Origin of the sequence: Microvirga terrestris (assembly GCF_015694425.1) — a bacterium.
In the GTDB taxonomy this organism is placed as follows: Bacteria; Pseudomonadota; Alphaproteobacteria; order Rhizobiales; family Beijerinckiaceae; genus Microvirga; species Microvirga terrestris.
Window position 1 is genome coordinate 43794 of sequence record NZ_JADQDN010000013.1, and the last position, 22317, is coordinate 66110.

Here is a 22317-nt window from a genome sequence, read left to right on the forward strand (position 1 = left end):
TCCCGACGGAGCAAGACACCTCGGAATTGCAGGCTTCTTGTCGAAGCCTGAGCAAAGCGCGATTCTGCGGTCGAAAGCAAAACGGTCCGCCAAGGCGGGCCGTTGAGAAGGCCTGCAGACTCAGGCGCGCTGCGTCACGCGTTCCTTGTGGGAGTCTGAGGGCTTCTGCTTGCGCTTGGTCGCCTTCTTCCAGGATGGTCTCATACGGGCCTTGCGAGCCACGGCATTGTCCTATCGCTTGCTGCCTTTGTCCGATTCGGGATAAGTCCTCTCGAGACCTTTTCGCTGATCGTTTCCGGTCAGGCTCCGGTTGCCGGCGGCACGATCGCCCTGCTCGGCATTATCCCTGCCGCCTTTGCCCGGATGCACAATGCTGGTGTTCACGCTCTGCTCGGCCAAGCCTTGAGCGCGATCCTCGCCTTTGCCGGGCATGGCCTCAGCCGCCGCTCTGAATGTCGCGGTGGTGGGCGCCGGAGCCCATGCCCTGTTGATCCTTGAGGGCTTGCTCGCACCGATCCACATGGCTTGCGGCACGCTGCTGCATTTCCTGCGCGTTGTGGCAAGGGTCGCTGACGTCTTGCTGGCAGAACTGGCACTTCATGGTGGCCTCCTTCGGGCACGAACAGGAGGCCAACGTGAGGGCGCTGCTGGAGTTCCGGTTCTCATATCCGGGCACGAGGATGATGACCCGCGTCATGGTCAGGAACCAGAGGAGGGAGGTTCAGATGCGTGACGAAGTTCTCGATGGGTTGATGGCCGCCGAGAAGGGCGAAGATGGATGGGAGGGTGAATAACTTAACGAAGAGCCGGCACATCGGATGGCCGGGCAGCGGCGAGGCCGATGACCGCCACCTTAGCGTCCACGGCGCCCGGATCGTCCAAAGTAGTCTGCAACTTTAGACTTAAGCCTCTTGATCTCTCCCCCTGAAGTAACAGAAGTTTAAGATCAGGCGCGAGCCGCTTACAATAAAAAGCGCCCAGGGAGGAAGTCATGACCAAATCCAAGACTCTCGGAACGCAAGATTCCGGCGGGGTGAAACAATCACGCCGCCGTTTCCTCAAGGTTGCTACGATCGGCGCTGCCGCAACAGTTGCCGCTCCAAATATTGTTCAGGCCCAAGGCCCGATCAACATGCGCTGGCAGAGCACGTGGCCGTCCAAGGACATCTTCCACGAGTTCGCACTCGATTTTGCCAAGAAAGTCAACGACATGACCGGCGGCGACCTCAAGATCGAGGTGTTGCCCGCAGGCGCCGTGGTGCCGGCTTTTGGCCTGCTCGACGCCGTGTCTAAGGGAACGCTCGATGGTGGCCATGGCGTGATGGTCTACCATTATGGCAAGCAGACCGCGCTTGCGCTCTGGGGATCCGGTCCTGGCTTTGCCATGGATGCCAACATGCTGATGGCTTGGCACCGCTATGGCGGCGGCAAGGAACTGCTCGAGAAGCTCTATGCCTCGATCGGTGCCAACGTCGTGTCGTTCCCCTATGGGCCGATGCCGACGCAGCCGCTCGGCTGGTTCAAGAAGCCGGTCACCAAGATGGAGGACATGGCGGGCCTCAAGTTCCGAACCGTGGGCATCTCGATCGACGTGTTCACCGGCATGGGTGCCGCCGTCAATGCCTTGCCCGGCGGCGAGATCGTCTCGGCGATGGACCGCGGCCTTCTCGATGCGGCCGAGTTCAACAACGCCTCGTCCGACCGCGCCCTCGGCTTCGCAGACGTGTCCAAGGTGTGCATGCTCCAGAGCTACCATCAGAACGCCGAGCAGTTCGAGATCATGTTCAACAAGGCGAAATACGATGGGCTGCCGGAGAGAATGAAGGCGATTATCGCCAATGCGGTCGACGCTGCATCGCAGGACATGTCATGGAAGGCGATCGACCGGTACTCGAAGGATTATGTCGAGCTTCAAACGAAGGACAACGTCAAGTTCTACAAGACCCCGGACGCGATCCTCAAGAAGCAGCTCGAGGTCTACGACGAGGTCGTGAAAAAGAAGGCCGGAGAGAATCCGCTGTTCAAGGAGATCCTTGAATCGCAGCTTGCTTTCGCCCAGCGGGCCACGCGCTGGGAGCAGGATACCGTCGTCAATCGCCGCATGGCGTTTGATCACTACTTCGGACCCAACGCGGCTGCAAAGAAGATCTAAAGCGACGATCAATCCGGACAGGCGCCATCGGAAGACAGGCCGATGGCGCCTGATCATGATCTTAACATCCTCTTTCTGGTCGGCTCCCCAGCATGAACGTTCAGAAAATTCTGCACATTGTCGACGGCATTAGTACCTGGGTCGGCAAGGCTGCGGCTTGGCTCGTCATCGGGCTTATGATCCTTGTCTGCGTCGAGGTCTTCAAGCGTTACATCATGAACATGCCCACCGCATGGATCTTCGATGCGAGCAACATGTTCTACGGCAGCCTGTTCATGCTGGCCGGCGCCTACACGCTGGCGCAGAACGCCCATGTGCGCGGCGACTTTCTCTACAGCTCGATGCGGCCCCGCACGCAGGCATCGCTCGACCTTGTCCTCTACATCGTCTTCTTCCTGCCGGGCATCATGGCCCTCATCTATGCAGGCTATGATTACGCGGCGCTGTCCTGGCGGATCGGCGAACACTCGACCGTGACGGCAAACGGCCCGCCGGTCTACCATTTCAAGGCGGTGATCCCGATCGCCGGCGCCCTGGTGATGCTGCAGGGCCTAGCCGAGATCCTGCGCTGCGTCGTTTGCCTCAAGACCGGGGTATGGCCCAGCCGGCTCAAGGACGTCAGCGAGATCGACGTGGTTGAAGAGCAACTCGCGCACAGCGAATATGTGGATGAAGAAACGCGCAAGACCGCCATCGCGCGCGCGCAGCAGATCGATGAAACGGCGCGGCAACGCGGGATGGGGGGAGACCTGCAGACATGAGCGATCCGGCATTGGGTCTCACGATGCTTATGCTCATCGTGGTGGTGATCATGATGGGTTTCCCGACAGCCTTCACGCTGATGGGCCTCGGGATGTTCTTCGGCTTCTACGCGTTCTACAATCCTGCGGAGCATTGGTTCGACAACCGGGTTTTCGACCTCATGGTCCAGCGCACCTATGGCGCCATGACCAACGACGTTCTCATCTCCATCCCGCTCTTCGTGTTGATGGGGTATGTGATGGAACGCGGGGCGCTCGTCGACAAAATGTTCTACGCGATCCAGCTCTCGTTCCGGCGTCTTCCCGCCTCGCTCGCGATCGCGACTCTGATCGTCTGCACATTCTGGGGCATCGCCAGCGGCCTCGTGGGAGCTGTCGTCGTCCTCATGGGGGTGATCGCCTTCAACCCGATGCTGCGTGCCGGCTATGACGTCAAGCTCGCCTCTGGAGTCATCACGGCCGGAGGTACGCTGGGCATTCTGATCCCGCCTTCGGTGATGATCATCGTCTATGCGGCGGTGGCCGGCCAGTCTGTCGTGAAGCTTTATGCGGCCGCGATGTTCCCGGGCTTCTTCCTTGCCTTCCTGTACCTCGTCTACATCGTCGGCTGGGCGATGATAAACCCGAAGATCGCGCCTGCTCTTCCCGAGGAGCAAACACGGGTTCCGGTGCCGGAATGGATGCGAAGATTTCAGGCCGCTTATTCGAACAACATGCTGGTTGGGCTCTTCTCGGCCCTGTTCTCGCCAGCCCGGATGAAGGGCCTCAACGACGATGACGGGCGGCTCACCTACTGGACGGTGTTCAAGAACTTTCTCGCCACCCTCATCCCTCTTGCGCTGACGGCCCTCACCCTCTGGCTGCTGTGGTGGTACGTCGTCATTCATCCGCAAGCGTCGGCCGAAGGCGAGGCGCCTGAAGGCTTGGAGCAGCTTGGTGGACCGGCAGTGAGCGCGCCGGTGACGCCGACCGATATAGGACCGGCGACCACATTTTATGTCATTTTCGGCATCGTTGCCGCATTGGCCCTGGTGATCCTCGCCCGCTACTACCGGAACATGAACGCCGAGCGTCTCCAGGTCGTGAAGCTTCTGTCATCGTCGATCATGCCGCTCGGCATTCTCACCCTCCTCGTGCTCGCCGTCATCCTGTTCGGAATCACCACTGCGACCGAGTCCGCTGCCGTCGGCGCTGCCGGAGCGTTCCTGCTCGCGTTCCAGGCTCGAACGCTGAACTGGAAACGCACCAAGGAGGCCGTGTTCCTGACGGCGAAGACAACAGCCATGGTGTGCTGGCTCTTCGTCGGTTCGGCCCTGTTCTCGGCCGTGTTCGCGATCCTCGGCGGGCAGGGCTTGGTCGAGCGCTGGGTTCTGGCCATGGATCTGACCCCTGTGCAGTTCATGATCCTGTCGCAGGCGGTGATCTTCATTCTCGGCTGGCCGCTGGAATGGACCGAGATCATCATCATCTTCGTGCCGATCTTCCTGCCGCTGCTGAAGCATTTCAACATCGACCCGGTGCTCTGGGGCGTTCTCGTCTTCGTGAATCTCCAGGCTGCGTTCCTGTCGCCGCCTGTGGCCATGTCGGCTTTCTATCTCAAGGGCGTTTCACCACCGCACGTCACCCTGAACCAGATCTTCGCGGGTATGATGCCCTACATGCTCATCGTGATCGTCTGCATGATCTTCATGTATATCTGGCCCGAACTGACCCTGTGGCTGCCGCGCTACCTTTATGGCGGCTGAGGACGAGGACAGGCGAAGCATCCCTTCGCTTCGTTCCTGATGGACGGGCAGGTCAAAGGCCGTATCTGTACGTGCTGAGTCGTTCTAGACTTGCGTCAAGGCCTTGGCCATATCTGCCAGCAGGTCGTCCTTGTGCTCCAGTCCGACCGACAGGCGCACCAGGCCATCCGTGATGCCCATCTCGGCGCGTTGCTCGGGCGTGAAACGCTGGTGTGTGGTGGTGGCCGGATGGGTGACGAGACTTTTCGCATCGCCCAGGTTGTTGGAGATCCTGATCAGCCTGAGGGCGTTCAGGAAGCGGAAAGCGCCTTCCTTGCCGCCTTTGACGTCGAGCGCAATCATGGTCGAGGCGCCGCTCATCTGGCGCCGGATCAGGTCTGCCTGAGGATGATCCGGGCGGCCGGGGTAGGTCAGGCGCCGCAGCTTCGGATGGTCATGAAGCGCATCCGCAAGAGCGCCGGCGGTGGCGGTTTGCTTTTCGACGCGCAGGGGAAGGGTCTCGAGACCTTTCAGAAGCACCCAGGCGTTGAAGGGCGAGATCGACGGTCCCGTCATGCGCAGGAATTGCTGCACTTTATTCTCGATGAACTCGGTGGAGCCGAGGATCACGCCGCCCAGACATCGGCCCTGGCCGTCGATGTGCTTGGTGGCCGAATACACGACGCAATCCGCCCCGAGCGCGAGCGGCTTCTGGAAAAGCGGTGTCGCGAAAACATTGTCGACAGTGAGCGTCGCATCGCCCGCATGGGCGATCTCGGCAATCGCCGTGATGTCGAAGATCTCCAGGCTGGGATTGGTCGGTGTCTCCAATAGGAAGGCCTTGGTCTCCGGCCTCACGGCGTCGCGCCACTGGTTGAGGTCCGCGCCGTCGACCAGGGTGCAGCCGACGCCGAAACGGGGCAGAAAATCCTCCACTACCCAACGGCAGGAGCCGAAGAGCGCGCGAGCCGCCACCACATGATCGCCGGCCTGCACCTGCCCGACCATGGCGGCGGTGACGGCCGCCATGCCGCTTGCCGTCGCGCGGGCGGCTTCCGCTCCTTCGAGGCCGGCGATGCGCTGCTCGAAGGCATCCACGGTCGGGTTCGAATAGCGGCTGTAGCTGTAACCCTCCTCTTCGTTGAGGAAGCGCCGTTCCGCACTTTCAGCGGATTCATAAATGAAGCCCTGCGTGAGGAAGAGAGCCTCAGACGTCTCCCCAAAGGGCGTGCGCTGATGACCTTCATGGACGAGGCGGGTTTCAAGGCGATAGGGAGGCTCTTGAGGCATGGTCATGAAGCGATCCTACGGTCGTTCTTTATAAAGAACAACTGTCTTCTTTTGACGGAAAGCCACGGCCTCCTTCCTCTCAGCCCACATGGCCTCGCAGAAACTCCTTGCGGGCCTCCTCGATGAGGCGCTTCACGCAAGGCTCAAGCGACGAGCGCCAAGGCGGCAGCGCCACGCCATGCACCTCCTTGAGCTTGGTGCAGTCGAGCCGGGAATTGGCGGGACGCTTGGCCGGGGTCGGGTAGTCCGATGTGGCGATCGGTCGGACCTTCGCCGAGGGTCCGCCGAGATGAGCCGAAAGGGTGAAGATTTCCGTCGCGAACTCCGCCCAGTTGGCAAAGCCCTCGCCGGCCATATGGAACACACCGCGCAGGTTCTTGTCAGCGGGGCGCTCCAGCAGGTTGCGGCTGACTGTGATGATTCCGTCGGCGATGTCCAGGGCGCTGGTGGGCGAGCCGTGCTGGTCGGCCACGACGCCGACCTCGTCGCGGTCGCCCGCGAGGCGCAGCATCGTCTTGACGAAATTCTTGCCGAACGGGCTGTAGATCCAGGCGGTGCGCAGGATGGCGTAGTTCTCGGCCTCGGCTGCCACGGCCTCCTCGCCGAGGAGCTTCGAGGCGCCATAGACGCCCAGAGGAGCGACGGGGTCGTCCTCACGGTAAGGATGGTCGGCGGTACCGTCGAACACGTAGTCGGTGGAGATATGGATCAGCGGCACGTTCATGGCCGCCGCAGCCCCCGCCACAACGCCGGCGCCGATTCCGTTGATGGCCTCGGCCAATTCCGGCGCAGACTCGGCCTGGTCGACGGCGGTATAGGCTGCCGCATTCACGATGATGTCGCCGCCGGTCTCAACGAGGGCATCCTCGATGCCCGACGGATCGGCAAGGTCGAGCTTGGGGCGGCCGACGAGCACGGCCTGGGCGCCGTGAGCCCGCGCGCGCTCCGCCAGGGAGCGGGCGACCTGTCCTTCCTTGCCGATGACGATGATACGCATGGAACCCGAACCTTCTTCGATCTGGAAGCAGCTTTCTGACAGCAGCTGCCAGGGATGTGTCAATTGCCGATGGCAACGCCTTCGCGGCGACTGTCCGCACCGCCGACCAGCCCTGCCGGCGTGACAACGATGGCATGAATGCCGGAGTTCTGGTCGATCAACTTGACCTCGTGGCCCTTGGCCTCGAGCCCCGTCTTCCAGCCTTCCGCCTCGGTGCCGGCTTCAAGCTCCGTCGGTCCGTTGCGGCTGCCCATGTTGGGCAGGTCGGCGGCCACCTGCGGATCGAGCTTCCAGTCCAGGATGCCGACCAGCGTCTTGGCCACGTAATTGGGAATGAGGCTTCCCCCCGGCGACCCCACCACCGCATAGAGCTTGCCGCTGCCGTCGAGCACCATGGTCGGCGCCATGGACGAACGCGGGCGCTTGCCGGCCTCGACGCGATTGGCGATCGGCTTGCCGTCCTCCGTGGTAGCGAACGAGAAGTCCGTCAGCTCGTTATTGAGTAGGAACCCGCTCTTCGTCATGAGCCGCGACCCGAAGCCGTCCTCGATCGTGGTCGTCATGGACACGGCATTGCCGTTGCGGTCGACGATCGAGATGTGGCTCGTGCCGTATTCGATGCCGTCCGACGGTCCCCAGAGGAAGGTCTTCTGGAACGGCGGGTCGCCGGGCTTGGCTTTGCCCATGGACTTGTTCGGGTCGACGAGGGCGGCGCGGCTCTTGATATAGCCGGGATCAGTCAGGCCCTTCACGGGAACGTTCACGAAGGCCGGATCGGCCAGGAAGAGAGCACGGTCCGCATAGGCCAGGCGGCCGGCTTCCGCGAGCCAGTGGGCCGCATCAGGTCCGGGCTTCACGGCCGCCATGTCCTGGGTTTCCAGAACGCCCATCATCTGCTGCACAGCCACTTGGCCGGAACTCGGCGGACCCATGCCGCAGATCCTGTAGGTGCGGTAGCTGCCGCACAGGGCCTCACGCTCCTGCACCTTGTAGCCCTTGAGGTCGTCGAGTGTCATGTCGCCGGGATTGGTCGGATGGCCCGTCACGGTCGCCACGATGTCCTGAGCAATCTCGCCGGAATAGAAGGCGTCTACGCCCTTTTCGGCGACAGTGCGGAGCGTCTTGGCGAAGGCCGGATTCTTCAGGACGGTTCCGACGGCCTTGGGCTTGCCATCGGGTTCATAGAAATACGCGCGCGCCACTGGATCGTTCTGGAGGTATTTCTCCTGGGTCAGCAAGCCGTTGAGGCGCGGCGAGATGGCAAAGCCTTCCTCGGCTAGGCGCGCAGCCGGTTCGATCACCTGCTGCCAGGACAGCTTACCCCAGTTCTTGTGAGCCAGTTCGAGCAGACGCGGCGTTCCCGGCACGCCGACGGAACGGCCACCCACCACGGCATCGTAGAACTTCATCGGCTTGCCATCGGGGCCGAGAAAGCGCTCGGGCTTGGCAGCCGCAGGCGCCGTTTCGCGACCGTCGAGGGCCGCCATGGTCCGGCCGTCCCAGAAAACCATGAAGGCGCCGCCGCCGATGCCGGAACTCTGCGGCTCGACGAGGTTGAGAACCAGCTGAACGGCAATAGCCGCATCGACGGCGCTACCGCCCGCCGCCAGGATCTCACGACCGGCCTGGGCTGCCAGAGGATTGGCAGCGGCGACCATGTCCTTCGTCGCGGTACCGACGGGCTTCGATGTGCGACCGGTGGGTGCCTCGGGAGAAGGGGCAACCGCTTGAGCCAATGCCAGCGGTGCAAAGGGCAGGCTGGCCAGGAGACCGAGACCCATGAGGCTTCGGCGAAGGGTGCTCTGAGAGGTCATGCGGCGTGCTCCCTGATTATTGCAGTTCATCCCATGAGGATGGGTGAGCCTAACAAAGGATCATCCCTTTGCGCCACTTCCATTCGGCACCGAGGAAGAAGAAATTCTGCTGATGGTGCGCTGCAATATCACACTCCTGTCACTGTTGGCGGGCAGGATGTGATTCGTCGCGAGAAGAAAAAGGAGCAGGACATGTACGCATATAATCTGTTCCAGAGTACGAAACTGGACGGCCTTGTCTGTGCCGTTCCGGAGGAGCGCACAGTTCCTCCGTTTGTCGTCGAGCCGAACTGGCGGTTCGGCGGGCGGGTCCAGAGTCAGGAAGCCCCCTTGGGCTTTGACCGGAAGGCTGCCATGGAAGGCGTGCGCTTCAACGGCTTTTATCTTTTCGCCAGCTTTCAAAAAGACCGCTCGAACCAGTAGTCGCACGACGGAACAGCAAGTCTGTCCGGTCCCTTAGCCGGACCGGCGGGCTGACTAAAGCCCATTCATCAGGATCATATCGACTCTTGATATTAAGCGGCACCTGCTCTCTATCTTGCTGACCGTTGCGCCTGCCGCCCTGTATCATCGATTCGATTGTGAACTCCTCCCTTGCTCTGATCTGGACCATCACGGCCGCCACGACCCTCCTGCAGGCCGGGAATGGCTTGCTGCAGGCTCTGATGCCACTGCGCATGCAGGCGGAGGGCATTTCCGTTGCCTCCATCGGCGTCGTGGCGGCCGCTTACGGCGTGGGGTTCTCGACAGGCTGCTTTCTCGCGCCGAGCTTCATCCGTCATGTCGGCTACATCAGGGCCTTCGCCAGCTTGGCCGCGATGGTGTCCGTCCTGATTCTGGCCATGACTCAGGCGCATTCGACGTTGGCGTGGATCCTGCTGCGCGGGCTCACGGGCGTCACGCTCGCCTGCATCTTCACCGTCACCGATGGGTGGATCAGTGCCCGGGCCACATCGAGCCATCGGGGGCGGATCCTCTCCATCTACATGATCTGCACCAAGGTCGCTCTGATGCTGTCCCCGCTTGGGATCAGCTTCGGCGACATCCGCACGGATGGATTGTTCATGGCGGTGAGCGGCCTGATCACGCTTTCGCTGCTTCCCATCGCGGCCACAACCACGACTGAGCCGAGCGCACCGCAGGGGGTGCGTATCGAAGTCAGGAAACTATTTGCCACGGCTCCGTCAGCGGTGGTTGGAGCCTTTGTGGTCGGGCTGGTCAATGGCCCAGTCATTGCTATAACGCCTGTGTTCGGCGTTAGGATCGGGCTGAGCCAGGATCAGGCTGCGGCGCTGCTCTTTGCCCTGCAGGCCGGAAGTCTCGCCATGCAATGGCCGCTCGGATGGCTCTCCGACCGTGCTGACCGGCGCTACGTGATCGCAGGCTTGGCCTTCGGTGCGAGCTTGGTGTCGCTCCTGATCCTCTGGGCCAGTGCGCAGAATGCGAACCTGCTGATCCTGTGGTCGTTTGCGGCCTGGGGTGGCCTCGCCCTGTGCATCTACTCGGTCTGCGTGGCCCATGCCTGCGATATCGTCGATCCGGGGCAGATCGTGTCCACCGTGGGGACCCTGCTGTTCTCCTGGGCGACCGGGGTGACCGTCGGTCCTTTGCTCGGAGCCCTGGCCATGGAGATCCTGGGCCCTCGGGGTCTTTTCATCTATGCGGCATTGGCTTCACTGGGTCTTGCCGCCTTCATCGTAATGCGGATCATTCGGGTGCAGCGTCCGCCTGCCAAAGGCGGCTTTGTCGATATTGCGCCCACCAGTTCCGCGTCAGCAGGTCTGGCGCCTAGGGCGGAGATCGGCACAGAGGACCTTCAGCCTCACCATCCTGGTTCGGAAGGAGATGCGGAGGCCCTTGATCAGAAGGGAAGGTCTCCGGCCACCCGGGTCGAGACATCGCCGTAGCGGTTGAGACGCTTGTCGATCATGTCGTCGATCTTGCCATAGACCTCAGCCACGCTGAGTTGGCGGGTCTTCTTGCCGTCCTTGGTGAAGAACAGCGACTTGTTGGACTTTGCGGCGGCCGGGAAGGCGGCGGGCGCGCTCTTCTTAGGCGTGTCGTCCACCAGAGCAATAAACTTGCTGGCGCTGTCGACGCCGAAGAAATGAGACATGTAGAATTCGGAACGGTTGAGCTTGCGGCCAAGCCTCGTCTCGATCTTCTCCTTGTCGCGCTTCATCATCTCGGCGGCCATGAGAGACGAGATGTAAGGATTGCGGCGCAGCCCGAGAATGTGCTCGCGCATGGTCTCGTCCGCCACGGCGAGCTTGCCGTCGATCCGCTCGATCGCCTGCGCCTCCGCATTCAAACCATGAGCAGGCCCGAAGGAGCGCACGACCTCGAGCCAAGTGCTCGAGATGAATTGGAACAAGCCTACGGCCGAGGAGGTCGAAGCCTTGTTGCCGGGCAGGAAGCTCGATTCCTTGTCCGCAAGAGCCATCATGTAGACAGGATCGGCACCGGTCATCTTGGAGGCGCGCAGGATCGTGTCCACGATCCACACGGGAACGCGCATCTCCTCGAATTCCATGTAATCCGTGAGTTCCCGCGAGACGGGCTTGTCATCCTCGCTGCCGGCCGGGGTCGTCGGATTGGTCAAGGGGATGGTCAGGATGATCTGCCTTTGCAGATCGGCCTGGTTGGCCTCAGCTGACGCCACCGTGACGATGGCTTCCAGCGGATCCGCCGGAGCGGCATCGTTTGCCGCCATGGCAAACGTCTCTCCGGGCTGAGCCGGGATCTTGATGGCCTTCTCGCCAGCATCGAAAGCCGCTGGAAGAGCTGCTTTCTGCTCCGCAGCCGCGGCGGATTGGGACACGGCAGCGGTGCCGAGGGCCAGCGTCATGCAGGCACCAAGGCCGAGCATCTTGGTCAGGTTGAGAAGGGTCTGACCTCCTTGAAGGGCGGGACGCTTCTGAGCGGTGCAACGGCCCCGGAAGCCGCTGTGCTTCCCGAAATCGAGGCAAATAGCCTTCTGCTGGCATGCGTCGCGAGACGCTGTCAGAGCAATCTGCATATGAAGAAGCCCCCTAGAATTGCGCCGCTTCACTGTCGGGACAGGTTTGCGGTTGTTCTTCGTTCAAGTGAGATGAGTATGTGCGTGCCAGATATGTCCAGAATGGGTCAGCTTAACGGTGAAATTGGACTTTGTTCCCACATGCGACCTTTTGCAACTATCCGGACAAAGGGGATAATCTTCAAAGGTCTCCTGTATTCTCAGGAAGAATTCATCGAAGACGTCCCTGAGGCAGATGATTAACTATGACGTAAGGGTCATTCCGCCGCAGCTAGGAAATTGCTCCGATTGTCATGGGTCAGCACAGCCTGCTTTGATTAGGAGACGCCGGCCTTCACCCAGCAGGCGCTCACAGGAAGCCTCGATGATTTCAATGCTTCGCCGGAGTAGGCGTGTCGGATGCGCCTTGCTGATCGGCTGTCTTTGGGCGATTTCTCCGGCCGTGGCACAACCGAGGCCGCAGCAGGTTGCCTCTCTCAACCTCTGCACGGACCAATTGCTGCTGGCGCTGGCCGACCGGCACCAGATTGCATCCTTGAGCCGGCTTGCCCGCGATCCGTCGATCTCGTTCATGGCAGAGCAGGCTGCGGGCCTGCCCTTGAACGAAGGTGGAGCGGAGGCTCTTCTGTTCAGCAAACCCGACCTTGTGCTGACCGGCACCTACGGCCAGCAGGAGCGGGTGGCCGGTCTGAAGCGGCAGGGCCTGGACGTTCTCCAGCTTCGCCCCTGGTCGGGCCTGATGGAGGGACGTGAGCAGATCCGGCTTCTGGCCAATAGGCTCGGCCACGCGGATCGCGGCGAGGCCCTGATCGCCCGCATCGATTCGGCCCTGGACCGGGCCAAGGATGTTGTCTCGAACGGGCGCAGCCTTCTGGTTTACGAGCGGGGAGGGTGGGTGGCGGCTCCCCGTTCGCCTTTGAGCGAAGTGCTGATGCAGATGGGCTTCACGTTGCACCAGGAGGTTCTCGGCCGAACGAACGGAGGCGTTGTGCGCCTGGAGGCGATTGTCGCCGATCCGCCGGATTTCATGCTCGTCGATGCAGGATCCCAGCAGGCGATCGACAACGGCACGGCTCTGTTCGCCCATCCCGCTCTCGCCGCCGCCGTGCCGCATGAGCGGCGCTTGGCCCTTCCGGGGCGTCTTACGATCTGCGGAGGTCCCTCGACGCCGGCCATGATCGAGGCTTTAAGAGATGAAGTGACGTCCAAGCTGCCCTGAAGGCCGCCGCGTTCAGGCTAGTTTCAAATCCAGGGCAGGAGCCGGCTTCAGCAGGATCGGACAGCCAGCAGCCACGAAGACCACCGCATCGCATGCTTCCGCGATCCGCTGGTTCAGGCGCCCCTGCTCGTCCCGGAAGGACCGCCCGAGAGGGGTCGAGGGGACGATGCCCTGGCCCACTTCGTTCGATACCAGGATGAGAGGCCCTTGGGCCTCCCGAAGCGCGCCGATCAACCGATCGCCCTCATGGGACGGGTCGCGCTCGGCAAGCACGACGTTGGAGAGCCAAAGGGTCAGGCAGTCGACGAGCACGGCCTTGTCAGAGGCTGTGTGAGCCTCTATGGCCCGCGATAGCTCCAAGGGGGCATCCACCGTCTGCCAGGAATGATCGCGCTCCAAGCGGTGTAGCGCAATGCGTTCGCGCATCTCGTCGTCGAAGGCCTGCGCTGTCGCGACATAGATCCGCTGTGATGAGGTCTGCTCGGCAAGCTGCAGGGCGGTGCGGCTCTTGCCGGAGCGCGCTCCGCCTAGGACCAGGACGCGACGGTACGAAGGCATGGCCGGTCAGGCGCTCAGACGGTTGAGTGGAATGACCATGTGAACGCACAAGCCCTCTGGCCGCCACTCCCGCTCAAGGGTGCCCCCGAGCTGCCCGGCGATGCTTCGATGGGACAGTTGCGTGCCGAAGCCTTCAAAGGCTGGGGGGCCGTCGATCACCGGTCCACCGCTTTCGGTCCAGAGCAGATCCACGTTCTCGCCCTGGAGCGTCCAATGGATCGTGAGTTCGCCCTCTGCACAGGAGAGACATCCGTATTTGGCGGCGTTGGTGGCGAGTTCATGCAGGACCAGGGCAAGGCTCGTCGTCGTGTTGGAGCCAACGGCAACGCCCGGTCCTTCGATGGCAATCTTGTTCTGGCCGGATTGCCTGTAGGGTTCGAGGACAGCCTCGATCAGGCGGGATAGCTCAACATCGGTGCCGGAGCCTGGCTCCGTTATGGATGCTGGTTGTACCAATTCGTGGGCCCGCGACAGGGCGCTCAGCCGTCCCCTCAAGGCGGTTGCCATATCCTTGGGGTCTTTGGCGGTGCGGGCCGTCATCGAGACCATGCCGTTCGCGATGGCGAACAGGTTCTTCACGCGATGATTGAGTTCCCGGGTCAGAAGCTTCTGGGCCTCTTCGAGGGCTTGGCGCTCCGTGATGTCGCTGATCACGCCGTACAGGCTGACGGCGCGGCGTGTGCCGCCGTCATGCACGTGAAGGGCTCGCCCGTGAGAACGGAACCAGCGCAGGCTCCCGTCGGGAAGCTGCGCCCGGTAGCGGTTGTCGTATTTGCCATCCGAATCTGGTGCGGCGGCGGCGGCAATGCGCGCCTTCACGTCCTCCCGGTCGTCGGGATGGATCATGTCCCAGGCTTCTTCCAGCGAAAGGCTGTACAATCCGTTGTGCGGAATATGGTAGAGGGCGCAGCTTTCCTCATCCCAGGTGATCCGGCGGTTATCGAGATCGATCTGCCAGGTTCCGAGATTGGCAGCCTCAAGAGCCAGGCGATACTGGCTCTCCAGCATCCGAATAGCTTCCTCGTTCTTCTTCTGCTCGTCGATATTGGTGCTCGTGCCGAACCAGCGGGTAATCTGGCCGGTGAGGTCCTGGATCGGGATCGCACGGCTCAAAAACCATTCGTGCTCTCCTGCGGCGTTCCTGATCCGGTGCTCCCACTCATAGGCTTGTCCGGATTCGAGGGAGCGCTTCCAATGGTCCTTGGTCTGAACCAGATCATCCGGATGGATGGATTCCTGCCAGCCGTCGCCCAGGATCTGCTCACCCGATCGGCCCGTAAATTCACGCCAGCGGCGGTTGAAATAGTCGACATATCCATCCGGTCGGGATGACCAGACGAGTTGGGGCAGAGACTCCGCCAGAACGGCATATTGGGTTTCTGTATCCTTGAAATCCACGCAGAACTCCCGGGCCACCCATACGGCCAAAGTCACTCACAAACCGGCTTTAATCAGCGAAGCATTGTTGTAGGCCTTTTTCGAGGCTGACAACCCACATCCGCTCCCCTGTACATTTTCTCGGCACAAAGAGTAGCGCCGTTTGTGCGAAACCATTAAAAGGCCGCCTGCGTCTGGCGGTTCCCACCGTCAGCGCCTAGATGCAGGGCAGCCCACGCACTTGATGCGATCTTTCCTACGCTGAGGCTGATTGACAGTTTTCATGAACGATATGAGCTCCCACCCGGTGTCTCCACCGGAGATGTCATCTGCCGAGGCCCTTCACCCAAAGGAGCGTCGCTCGCGGCGGTTTGCCTGGATCGGGATGGCGGCGAGTATCCTCCTGTTCGGCGCTTCGCTCGTCGTTCTCTGGCATATCGCATCCGATATCGACATCAACGAGCTGAAATCCGCGTTCACGGCCGCCAGCCTGCGTCAGATCGGGCTGGCGGTGCTCTTCACCGCCATCAGCTATGGCCTGCTGACCTGCTACGACGCCATCGCGCTTCGCCAGCTCAAGCTGCAGATTCCTTATCGCACCACGGCCTTGGCCTCCTTCACGAGCTATGCGGTGAGCTTCACCCTGGGTTTCCCACTGCTCACGGCCGGAACGGTCCGCTACTGGATCTATTCCCCCAAGGGCGTGAAGCCGGGACGGGTGGCAAGCCTCACTGTCATCGCCGGGGTGACCTTCTGGCTCGGCATGGCCCTTGTGCTCGCCTGGAGCCTGATCAGCAAGGCCGACGAAATGGCGAGCCTCGTCTATACCCACATCTGGATGAACCAGCTCGTCGGATTGGGCGCCGCCGTCTTCGTCGCCGCTTATATGATATGGGTCTCGCTCAAGCGCCGCTCGGTCAAAATCCAGGGCTGGAAGCTGGAACTGCCGGGCTTTCGCCTGTCCCTGGCCCAGATCCTAATCGGTGCGGCCGACGTCTGCGCCGGCGCGGGGGTTCTCTTTGTGCTCCTGCCGGGTGGGCATGGTCTCAACTTCGAGACTTTCGTAGCGGTCTATATCTTCGCCGTCATGTTGGGGGTGGCGAGCCATGCGCCGGGCGGCCTGGGCGTCTTCGAAGCAACCATCCTTCTCGCCTTATCGAGCTATCCGAGGGAGCCGGTTCTCGGCGCGCTACTCCTCTACCGTCTGTGCTATTACCTCGTTCCCTTCGTGATTGCCCTTGCGCTTCTGGGCGGTTACGAGATCCGCAACCGGATCCGGGCCGCGCGACTCTCGTTCAAGCCCGACGATGATGAGGTCGCCGCCGGGGCGGAGCTTGGCGGGAGATGACACCTGCCGGCGCCTGCCTTAAGGAAGGCGTGTAACCTCTCCGAGACCTCCTGTTCCATGAGCGCTCCCGACGATCCGACGCCGGAACCCAGAATCCAGGGCGCCGCGCTGCTGCGTGATGCAGTCCTGCTGGCCGCGGTGGTCACGTGTTTCGTCATGGTGGCCGTTGCACTCGTGCAGGGCAAAGGAGATGCCTGGCTCCTCCTCTGGGCGGCCATCGCCATCATCGCCGGATTTTTGGTCGCCAGCCCGAAACAGAGTCTCGGGGTCGGAGTCCGGTCGCAGCCGAGCAAGCCCCAGCAATCGAGCGTCGCCGAGGCGGTTCTGGCTCAGATCCCCGATCCGGTCATTCTGGTGGATCAGCGTGCCGTGGTGATCGAGGCGAACAAAGCTGCTTACGGGCTCCTGAGTGGCTTGAAGACCGGGCATCCTTTGTCCTTCGCGCTCCGCAGCCCCGATGTGCTCGACGGCATCCAGAGGGCTCTGGAGAAGGGCGAGGCCCTGAAAGTGGAATATTCGGAGCGGGTCCCCACCGAGCGCACCTTCGAGGTCCATATCGGTCCCCTCCTGGCCGATGCGCCCAACACCGGAGTGCAGGCGGGAGTCGTCCTGTTCTTCCGCGATCTCACATCGGCCCGCCGCCTGGAGGCCATGCGGGCCGATTTCGTGGCCAATGCGAGCCATGAGCTGCGAACTCCGTTGGCCTCCGTGCTCGGCTTCATCGAAACCCTGCAGGGTCCGGCGCGCGACGATGTGAAGGCGCGGGAGCGCTTCCTCGACATCATGAAGGGGCAGGCGCAGCGGATGAAGCGCCTGATCGACGATCTCCTGTCCCTGTCGCGCATCGAGATGCGGGCGCATCTCTCCCCGACCCAGAATGTCGATCTGGCCTCCATCGTGTCCCAGATGGTCGAAACCCTGTCGCCCATGGCGCGCGAGGGGGGCGTCGTCATCCAGGTCAAACTGCCAGGGCAGCCCGTCCTCGTGCGCGGCGACCGCGATGAGCTTTTGCGTGTCGCTGAGAACCTGATCGAGAATGCCGTGAAATATGGCGAGAGCGGCGGCAGGGTGGATGTAGAGATCGAGAGTATCGGGGCTTCCCATGGCGAGCAGGGGCCGCACGTTGCCTTTGCCGTCCAGGATTACGGACCCGGCATCGCGCCCGAGCATCTGCCGCGCCTGACGGAGCGATTCTACCGGGCCGATGTGGCCCAGAGCCGCGACAAGGGCGGAACGGGCCTGGGGCTTGCTATCGTCAAGCACATCGTCAACCGCCACCGGGGCCATTTCGACATCGCAAGCGAGCCAGGGCAGGGTGCCCGGTTCACGGTGACGCTGCCCGAGACCCGCTCCTGATCATGCAGCTTTCCCCAGGCCGGAAAATGAGGCGCTCCAAGGGATCCGGAAGGGGTGTCATGTAATTGTCATCCAACTGTCGTAGAGGAGACATCCATCGGGCCTAGCTGTCCCATCGCGTGACACGGCCTAAGGCTTCAAAGCCGCCTGTCACACTGTATGAACAGGAGATTGACCCTTGAAGATCATGTCCTTCGCCATTGCGGCCGGCCTTGCCGTCGCGAGCTTTACGACCACGGCCTCTGCCGCTGACATCACCGGCGCAGGCGCGACGTTCCCGTTCCCGATCTACGCCAAGTGGGCCGAGTCCTATAACAAGGAGACGAGTAACCGGTTGAACTACCAGTCCATCGGCTCCAGCGGCGGCATCCGCCAGATCCGGGCCAAGACCGTCGATTTCGGCGCGACCGATGCTCCGCTGAAGGGCGAAGAGCTTCAGAAGGACGGCCTCATTCAGTTCCCGGCCGTGATGGGCGGTGTGGTCGCCGTCTATAACGTTCAGGGCGTTGCCGCCGGCCAGCTGAAGCTGACGGGCGAAGTTCTCGCCGACATCTTCAACGGCAAGATCTCCAAGTGGGACGATGCCAAGATCGCGCAGGCGAACCAGGGCGTGACGCTTCCCAGCGCCTCGATCACCCCGGTCTACCGCTCCGACGGATCGGGCACCACCAGCGTGTTCACCACCTACCTGTCCCAGGTCTCGGAAGGCTGGAAGAGCGGCCCCGGCGCCGGCGCCTCGGTGCAGTGGCCCGTCGGCCAGGGCGGCAAGGGCAATGAGGGCGTCGCCGCTCTCGTGAAGCAGGTGCCGAACTCGATCGGCTACGTTGAGTACGCCTATGCCAAGCAGAACAGCATCCCGTTCGCTCAGCTCCAGAACAAGAACGGCAAGTTCGTCTCGCCGGAAGCCAAGACCTTCCAGGCTGCCGCTGCCAATGCTGACTGGAAGTCGGCTCCGGGCTACGGCATCTCGCTGACGAACCAGCCCGGCGACGAGGCCTGGCCGATCACGGCTCCGACCTTCATCCTCGTGCCTAAGAATCCGGAGAAGCCGGAGCAGGTGGCCGAGGCCTTGAAGTTCTTCGACTGGTCGTTCAAGAACGGTGACAAGATGGCTGTTGAGCTCGATTACGTGCCGCTTCCCGCCCAGCTGAAGGATCAGGTGCGCGCGACGTGGAAGAGCGAGATCAAGAACGCCTCGGGTCAGCCTGTCTTCACGCAGTAATCTGACCTCGATCAAACAGCACAGCGGATCGGCGAATGGTAGCTCTCTCGCAAGAACGTCTCGTTACGAGCGCGGATGCTCCCGCTCGTCGGTCCCCTCCACCAAGTTTCGACCGGTTCTTCCGCTTGGCCAGTCTCGCGTCGGCCCTTCTGGTGCTGATCGTGCTGCTGGGCATCATCGGGTCGATGATCTACGGCGGGATACCCGCCTTTCGTGAATTCGGCTTCGGCTTCGTCACGTCGACCGTCTGGAACGTCAACGAGGACCAGTACGGCGCCTGGGTTGCCATCGTCGGAACGCTGACGACGGCGTTGATCGCCCTTGTGATCGGTGTGCCCCTGTCGTTGGGCATCGCGATTTTCCTGACGCAGCTCTGCCCGCCCTGGCTCAAGCGACCCGTGGCGACGACCATCGAGCTGCTCGCGGCCGTTCCCAGCATCATCTACGGCATGTGGGGTCTGTTCGTCTTCGCGCCTCTGTTCGCGAATTATGTGCAGATCCCCGTCTCCAACATCGTCGAGGGCATGCCCATCGTCGGCACCATCCTGTATGCCCGCACGCCCTCCGGCGTCGGCATCCTGACAGCCGGCATCATTCTCGCGATCATGATCATCCCGTTCATCGCCTCGATCGCCCGTGACATCCTTGACCAGATCCCTTCGGTCCTGCGCGAGAGCGCCTATGGCATCGGCTGCACCACCTGGGAGGTCGTGCGCAACGTGCTCCTGCCGCAGGCGGGCGTCAGCATCATCGGGGCGGTCATGCTCGGGCTCGGCCGCGCGCTCGGCGAGACCATGGCCGTGACCTTCGTGGTCGGCAATGCAAACCGCCTGTCGGGTTCGCTCTTCGATCCGGGATCCACGATCGCATCGCGCATTGCCAATGAGTTCAATGAAGCTATCGGACTGCAGCTGAACGCCCTCATGGCGCTGGGCTGCATCCTGTTCCTGGTCACGTTCACCGTGCTCGTGCTCGCCCGTCTGCTGGTGTCACGGGTGAAGGTGGGCTGAGGAGACGATGATGGACACCGCTCTGCAGCACCGGGCTTCACCCGAGCCGACGACCGCTCCTGCCCCCTGGGGGCGAGTACGCCGCAGCCGCCATGTGGCGGACCGCGCCCTCAAGATCATCTGTACCCTCTTCACGGTTCTGGGCGCTTTCGTCCTCGGCTGGATTCTTCTGATGCTGCTCGTCGAAGGCATCGGCGGCCTGTCGCCGGCGGTCTTCACCGAGACGACGCCGGGACCGGGGAGCCAGGGCGGCGGCATCGCCAACGCCATCGTGGGCAGCCTGATCCTGACGGTTCTCGGTATCATGGTGGCGACACCGGTCGGCGTGCTGGCCGGCACCTATCTCGCCGAATACGGCAAGAGCTCGAAACTTGCCGAGATCATCCGCTTCGTAAACGACATCCTGCTCGCCGCGCCCAGCATTCTCATCGGCCTCTTTGTCTACATGCTCATGGTGCAGCCCATGGGCGGCTATTCCGGATGGGCCGGCGGTGTGGCGCTTGCGATCATTGCCGTGCCGGTGATCGTGCGCACCACGGAAGACATGCTGCGCCTCGTGCCCGGCTCGCTGCGTGAGGCGGGTGCCGCGCTAGGGGCGCCCATGTCGACCGTGATCATCAAGATCAGCTGGAAGGCGGCGCGGGCCGGCATGGTCACGGGCGTGCTGCTGGCCACCGCCCGCATCGCCGGCGAGACAGCGCCGCTGCTGTTCACTGCCCTCAACAACAATTTCTGGTTCAACCCCAACCTGATGGGCGGTGTGGCCAACCTGCCGGTCATGATCTACCAGTTCGCCCTCTCGCCTTACGAGAACTGGCGCGAGCTGGCATGGGCCGGCGCCCTCATCATCACCATGTCGATCCTGGCGCTGTCGGTCGTGGCGCGCCTCCTCCTGAGGAAGGATAAAGTCCGATGAGCACGATTGCCCTCAACACGAGCAGCGCCGTCGGAAAAGCCGCCGCCGGAAATGCCGAGGCGCCGGTGCGCATCGCCGTGAGAGACTTGAACTTCTACTACGGCGATTTCCGCAGCCTGAAGGATATCTCCCTCGACTTCTACGACCGGCAGGTGACGGCTCTCATCGGGCCGTCCGGCTGCGGGAAGTCGACGCTGCTGCGCACCTTCAACCGCATCTACAGCCTCTATCCTGAGCAGCGCGCCGATGGCGAGATCCTGCTCGACGGCCAGAACGTGCTCTCGTCTTCCATCGACGTGAACGAGCTTCGCGCCCGTGTCGGCATGGTGTTCCAGAAGCCGACGCCGTTCCCGATGACGATCTACGACAATATCGCGTTCGGCATCAAACTCTACGAGAGGCTGCCGAAATCCGAACTCGACGGCCGCGTCGAGGAGGCCCTACGCAAAGCCGCCCTGTGGGACGAGGCGAAGGACAAGCTGCGTCAGTCCGGCATGAGCCTGTCGGGTGGTCAGCAGCAGCGCCTGTGCATTGCGCGCACCATCGCGCAGAAGCCCGAAGTGATCCTGCTCGATGAGCCGACCTCGGCGCTCGATCCGATCTCCACCGGCAAGATCGAGGAGTTGATCGAGCAACTCCGCTCCGAGTTCACCATCGTGATCGTCACGCACAACATGCAGCAGGCGGCGCGCATCTCGCAATTCACCGCCTTCATGTATCTCGGCGAGGTCGTGGAGTTCGGGCCGACGACCAAGATGTTCATGAATCCCACCAAGAAACAGACCCAGGACTACATTACGGGTCGCTTCGGTTGATCGAAGCGGTTCAGGGAGAACCTTCATGTCAGAGCATATCGTCCGCTCCTACGACGCCGATCTCCAGGGGCTTCGGCAGCGCATTGCCGAGATGGGTGGCATCGCCGAAAAGATGCTGGTCGATTCCGTTGCCGCGCTGGCTCGCCACGACAAGCCTCTGGCCCAGACGGTCATCGCGTCCGACCCGCGTCTCGATGTTTTGCATCGTGAGGTGGAGGAGAACGCCATTCTCACCATCGCCCGCCGCCAGCCCCTGGCCATCGACCTGCGCGAGACCATCTCCGCCATCCGCATCGCCGGCGACGTGGAGCGTATCGGCGATCTCGCCAAGAACATCGCCAAGCGGGCGCTTGCCATCGGCGATGACTTCCAGCCGCACAAGATCGTGGTCGGACTCCGGCACATGAACGATCTGGTGATGGCGCAGCTCAAGGACGTGCTCGACGCCTATGCCCAGAAGGATACGGCGAAGGCACTCGATGTGTGGAAGCGTGATGGCGCCATCGATGCGCTCTATACCTCCCTGTTCCGGGAACTCCTCACCTACATGATGGAAGATCCGCGCAATATCTCGTTCTGCACGCATCTTCTCTTCTGCGCCAAGAACATCGAGCGCATCGGCGATCATACCACCAACATTGCCGAGACGGTCCACTACCTCGTCACCGGCGAGACGCTGGCCATCGACCGGCCCAAGAACGATCGATCCATCGACACATCGGTTGAAGCCGGAGTTTGA

Annotated in this window: 22 protein-coding genes; 14 read left to right on the forward strand and 8 right to left on the reverse strand. The window is 62.2% G+C overall.

Annotated features, from left to right (window positions below):
• Positions 1-231: 231 nt before the first annotated feature.
• Both I2H36_RS17915 and I2H36_RS17920 read right to left on the reverse strand, forming a co-directional pair.
• Positions 232-432, reverse strand: a complete 201-nt coding sequence (locus I2H36_RS17915; protein ID WP_196265265.1) for a hypothetical protein — start codon at positions 430-432, stop codon at positions 232-234.
• 4 nt (positions 433-436) lie between these two features.
• A complete protein-coding gene (locus I2H36_RS17920; protein ID WP_196265266.1) occupies positions 437-601 on the reverse strand; it encodes a hypothetical protein in 165 nt (54 codons plus the stop codon).
• Here I2H36_RS17920 and I2H36_RS17925 point away from each other — a divergent pair.
• The 4 genes from I2H36_RS17925 to I2H36_RS17940 all read left to right on the forward strand — a co-directional run bounded on the left by I2H36_RS17925 (position 600) and on the right by I2H36_RS17940 (position 4658).
• Entirely contained in the window at positions 600-794 is a 195-nt protein-coding gene (locus I2H36_RS17925) for a hypothetical protein (RefSeq protein ID WP_196265267.1), read from the forward strand. The two genes, I2H36_RS17920 and I2H36_RS17925, sit on opposite strands and share 2 nt — an antisense overlap.
• A 197-nt stretch (positions 795-991) precedes the next feature.
• A complete protein-coding gene (locus I2H36_RS17930; RefSeq protein WP_196265268.1) occupies positions 992-2152 on the forward strand; it encodes a TRAP transporter substrate-binding protein in 1161 nt (386 codons plus the stop codon).
• A 92-nt stretch (positions 2153-2244) separates the two neighbouring features.
• On the forward strand, positions 2245-2913 hold the full coding sequence (locus tag I2H36_RS17935) for a TRAP transporter small permease subunit (protein WP_196265269.1): 669 nt from the start codon (positions 2245-2247) through the stop codon (positions 2911-2913).
• Complete coding sequence (locus I2H36_RS17940) at positions 2910-4658, forward strand: TRAP transporter large permease (protein ID WP_196265270.1); 1749 nt, start codon at positions 2910-2912, stop codon at positions 4656-4658. Before I2H36_RS17935 ends, I2H36_RS17940 begins: the two co-directional genes overlap by 4 nt.
• A gap of 84 nt (positions 4659-4742) precedes the next feature.
• Here I2H36_RS17940 and I2H36_RS17945 read toward each other — a convergent pair whose 3' ends face one another.
• The 3 genes from I2H36_RS17945 to ggt form a co-directional block, all read right to left on the reverse strand.
• Positions 4743-5933: an O-succinylhomoserine sulfhydrylase gene (locus I2H36_RS17945; protein WP_196265271.1), complete on the reverse strand. Its 1191-nt coding sequence runs from the start codon at positions 5931-5933 to the stop codon at positions 4743-4745.
• 73 nt (positions 5934-6006) lie between these two features.
• Positions 6007-6924 carry a dTDP-4-dehydrorhamnose reductase gene (gene rfbD / locus I2H36_RS17950; protein ID WP_196265272.1) on the reverse strand — a complete coding sequence of 306 codons (918 nt, stop codon included), beginning with the start codon at positions 6922-6924 and terminating at the stop codon, positions 6007-6009.
• A gap of 59 nt (positions 6925-6983) precedes the next feature.
• The gene (gene ggt / locus I2H36_RS17955; protein WP_196265273.1) at positions 6984-8738 is read right to left on the reverse strand and encodes a gamma-glutamyltransferase; all 1755 of its coding nucleotides are present in this window, start codon (positions 8736-8738) and stop codon (positions 6984-6986) included.
• Between the two features lie 192 nt (positions 8739-8930).
• Here ggt and I2H36_RS17960 point away from each other — a divergent pair, with 192 nt between their 5' ends.
• Positions 8931-9161, forward strand: coding sequence for a hypothetical protein (locus I2H36_RS17960; protein ID WP_196265274.1), 231 nt, complete (start codon positions 8931-8933; stop codon positions 9159-9161).
• Between the two features lie 158 nt (positions 9162-9319).
• A complete protein-coding gene (locus I2H36_RS17965; RefSeq protein WP_196265275.1) occupies positions 9320-10645 on the forward strand; it encodes an MFS transporter in 1326 nt (441 codons plus the stop codon).
• Here the strand turns inward: I2H36_RS17965 and I2H36_RS17970 are convergent.
• A complete protein-coding gene (locus tag I2H36_RS17970) occupies positions 10600-11757 on the reverse strand; it encodes a transglycosylase SLT domain-containing protein (protein ID WP_196265276.1) in 1158 nt (385 codons plus the stop codon). The genes I2H36_RS17965 and I2H36_RS17970 overlap by 46 nt on opposite strands.
• A gap of 364 nt (positions 11758-12121) precedes the next feature.
• Between I2H36_RS17970 and I2H36_RS17975 the strand changes: the two genes are divergently transcribed.
• Positions 12122-12976, forward strand: a complete 855-nt coding sequence (locus I2H36_RS17975; RefSeq protein ID WP_196265277.1) for an ABC transporter substrate-binding protein — start codon at positions 12122-12124, stop codon at positions 12974-12976.
• A 12-nt stretch (positions 12977-12988) separates the two neighbouring features.
• On the opposite strand, the gene cobU is transcribed toward I2H36_RS17975, so the two are convergent.
• The gene (gene cobU / locus I2H36_RS17980) at positions 12989-13534 is read right to left on the reverse strand and encodes a bifunctional adenosylcobinamide kinase/adenosylcobinamide-phosphate guanylyltransferase (protein WP_196265278.1); all 546 of its coding nucleotides are present in this window, start codon (positions 13532-13534) and stop codon (positions 12989-12991) included.
• 6 nt (positions 13535-13540) lie between these two features.
• On the reverse strand, positions 13541-14932 hold the full coding sequence (locus tag I2H36_RS17985) for a PAS domain-containing protein (RefSeq protein WP_196265279.1): 1392 nt from the start codon (positions 14930-14932) through the stop codon (positions 13541-13543).
• A 364-nt stretch (positions 14933-15296) separates the two neighbouring features.
• On the opposite strand from I2H36_RS17985, the gene I2H36_RS17990 reads away from it, so the two are divergent.
• The 7 genes from I2H36_RS17990 to phoU all read left to right on the forward strand — a co-directional run bounded on the left by I2H36_RS17990 (position 15297) and on the right by phoU (position 22317).
• Complete coding sequence (locus tag I2H36_RS17990; RefSeq protein ID WP_425523319.1) at positions 15297-16259, forward strand: lysylphosphatidylglycerol synthase domain-containing protein; 963 nt, start codon at positions 15297-15299, stop codon at positions 16257-16259.
• 57 nt (positions 16260-16316) lie between these two features.
• Positions 16317-17615: an ATP-binding protein gene (locus tag I2H36_RS17995; RefSeq protein WP_196265281.1), complete on the forward strand. Its 1299-nt coding sequence runs from the start codon at positions 16317-16319 to the stop codon at positions 17613-17615.
• A gap of 178 nt (positions 17616-17793) precedes the next feature.
• On the forward strand, positions 17794-18837 hold the full coding sequence (gene pstS / locus I2H36_RS18000) for a phosphate ABC transporter substrate-binding protein PstS (RefSeq protein WP_196265282.1): 1044 nt from the start codon (positions 17794-17796) through the stop codon (positions 18835-18837).
• Between the two features lie 35 nt (positions 18838-18872).
• Entirely contained in the window at positions 18873-19847 is a 975-nt protein-coding gene (pstC, locus tag I2H36_RS18005; protein WP_196265283.1) for a phosphate ABC transporter permease subunit PstC, read from the forward strand.
• Positions 19848-19857: 10 nt separating this feature from the next.
• The gene (gene pstA / locus I2H36_RS18010) at positions 19858-20763 is read left to right on the forward strand and encodes a phosphate ABC transporter permease PstA (protein WP_196265298.1); all 906 of its coding nucleotides are present in this window, start codon (positions 19858-19860) and stop codon (positions 20761-20763) included.
• On the forward strand, positions 20760-21578 hold the full coding sequence (pstB, locus tag I2H36_RS18015; protein ID WP_196265284.1) for a phosphate ABC transporter ATP-binding protein PstB: 819 nt from the start codon (positions 20760-20762) through the stop codon (positions 21576-21578). The genes pstA and pstB overlap by 4 nt, the downstream gene beginning before the upstream one ends.
• Positions 21579-21603: 25 nt before the next feature.
• Positions 21604-22317: a phosphate signaling complex protein PhoU gene (gene phoU / locus I2H36_RS18020; RefSeq protein ID WP_196265285.1), complete on the forward strand. Its 714-nt coding sequence runs from the start codon at positions 21604-21606 to the stop codon at positions 22315-22317.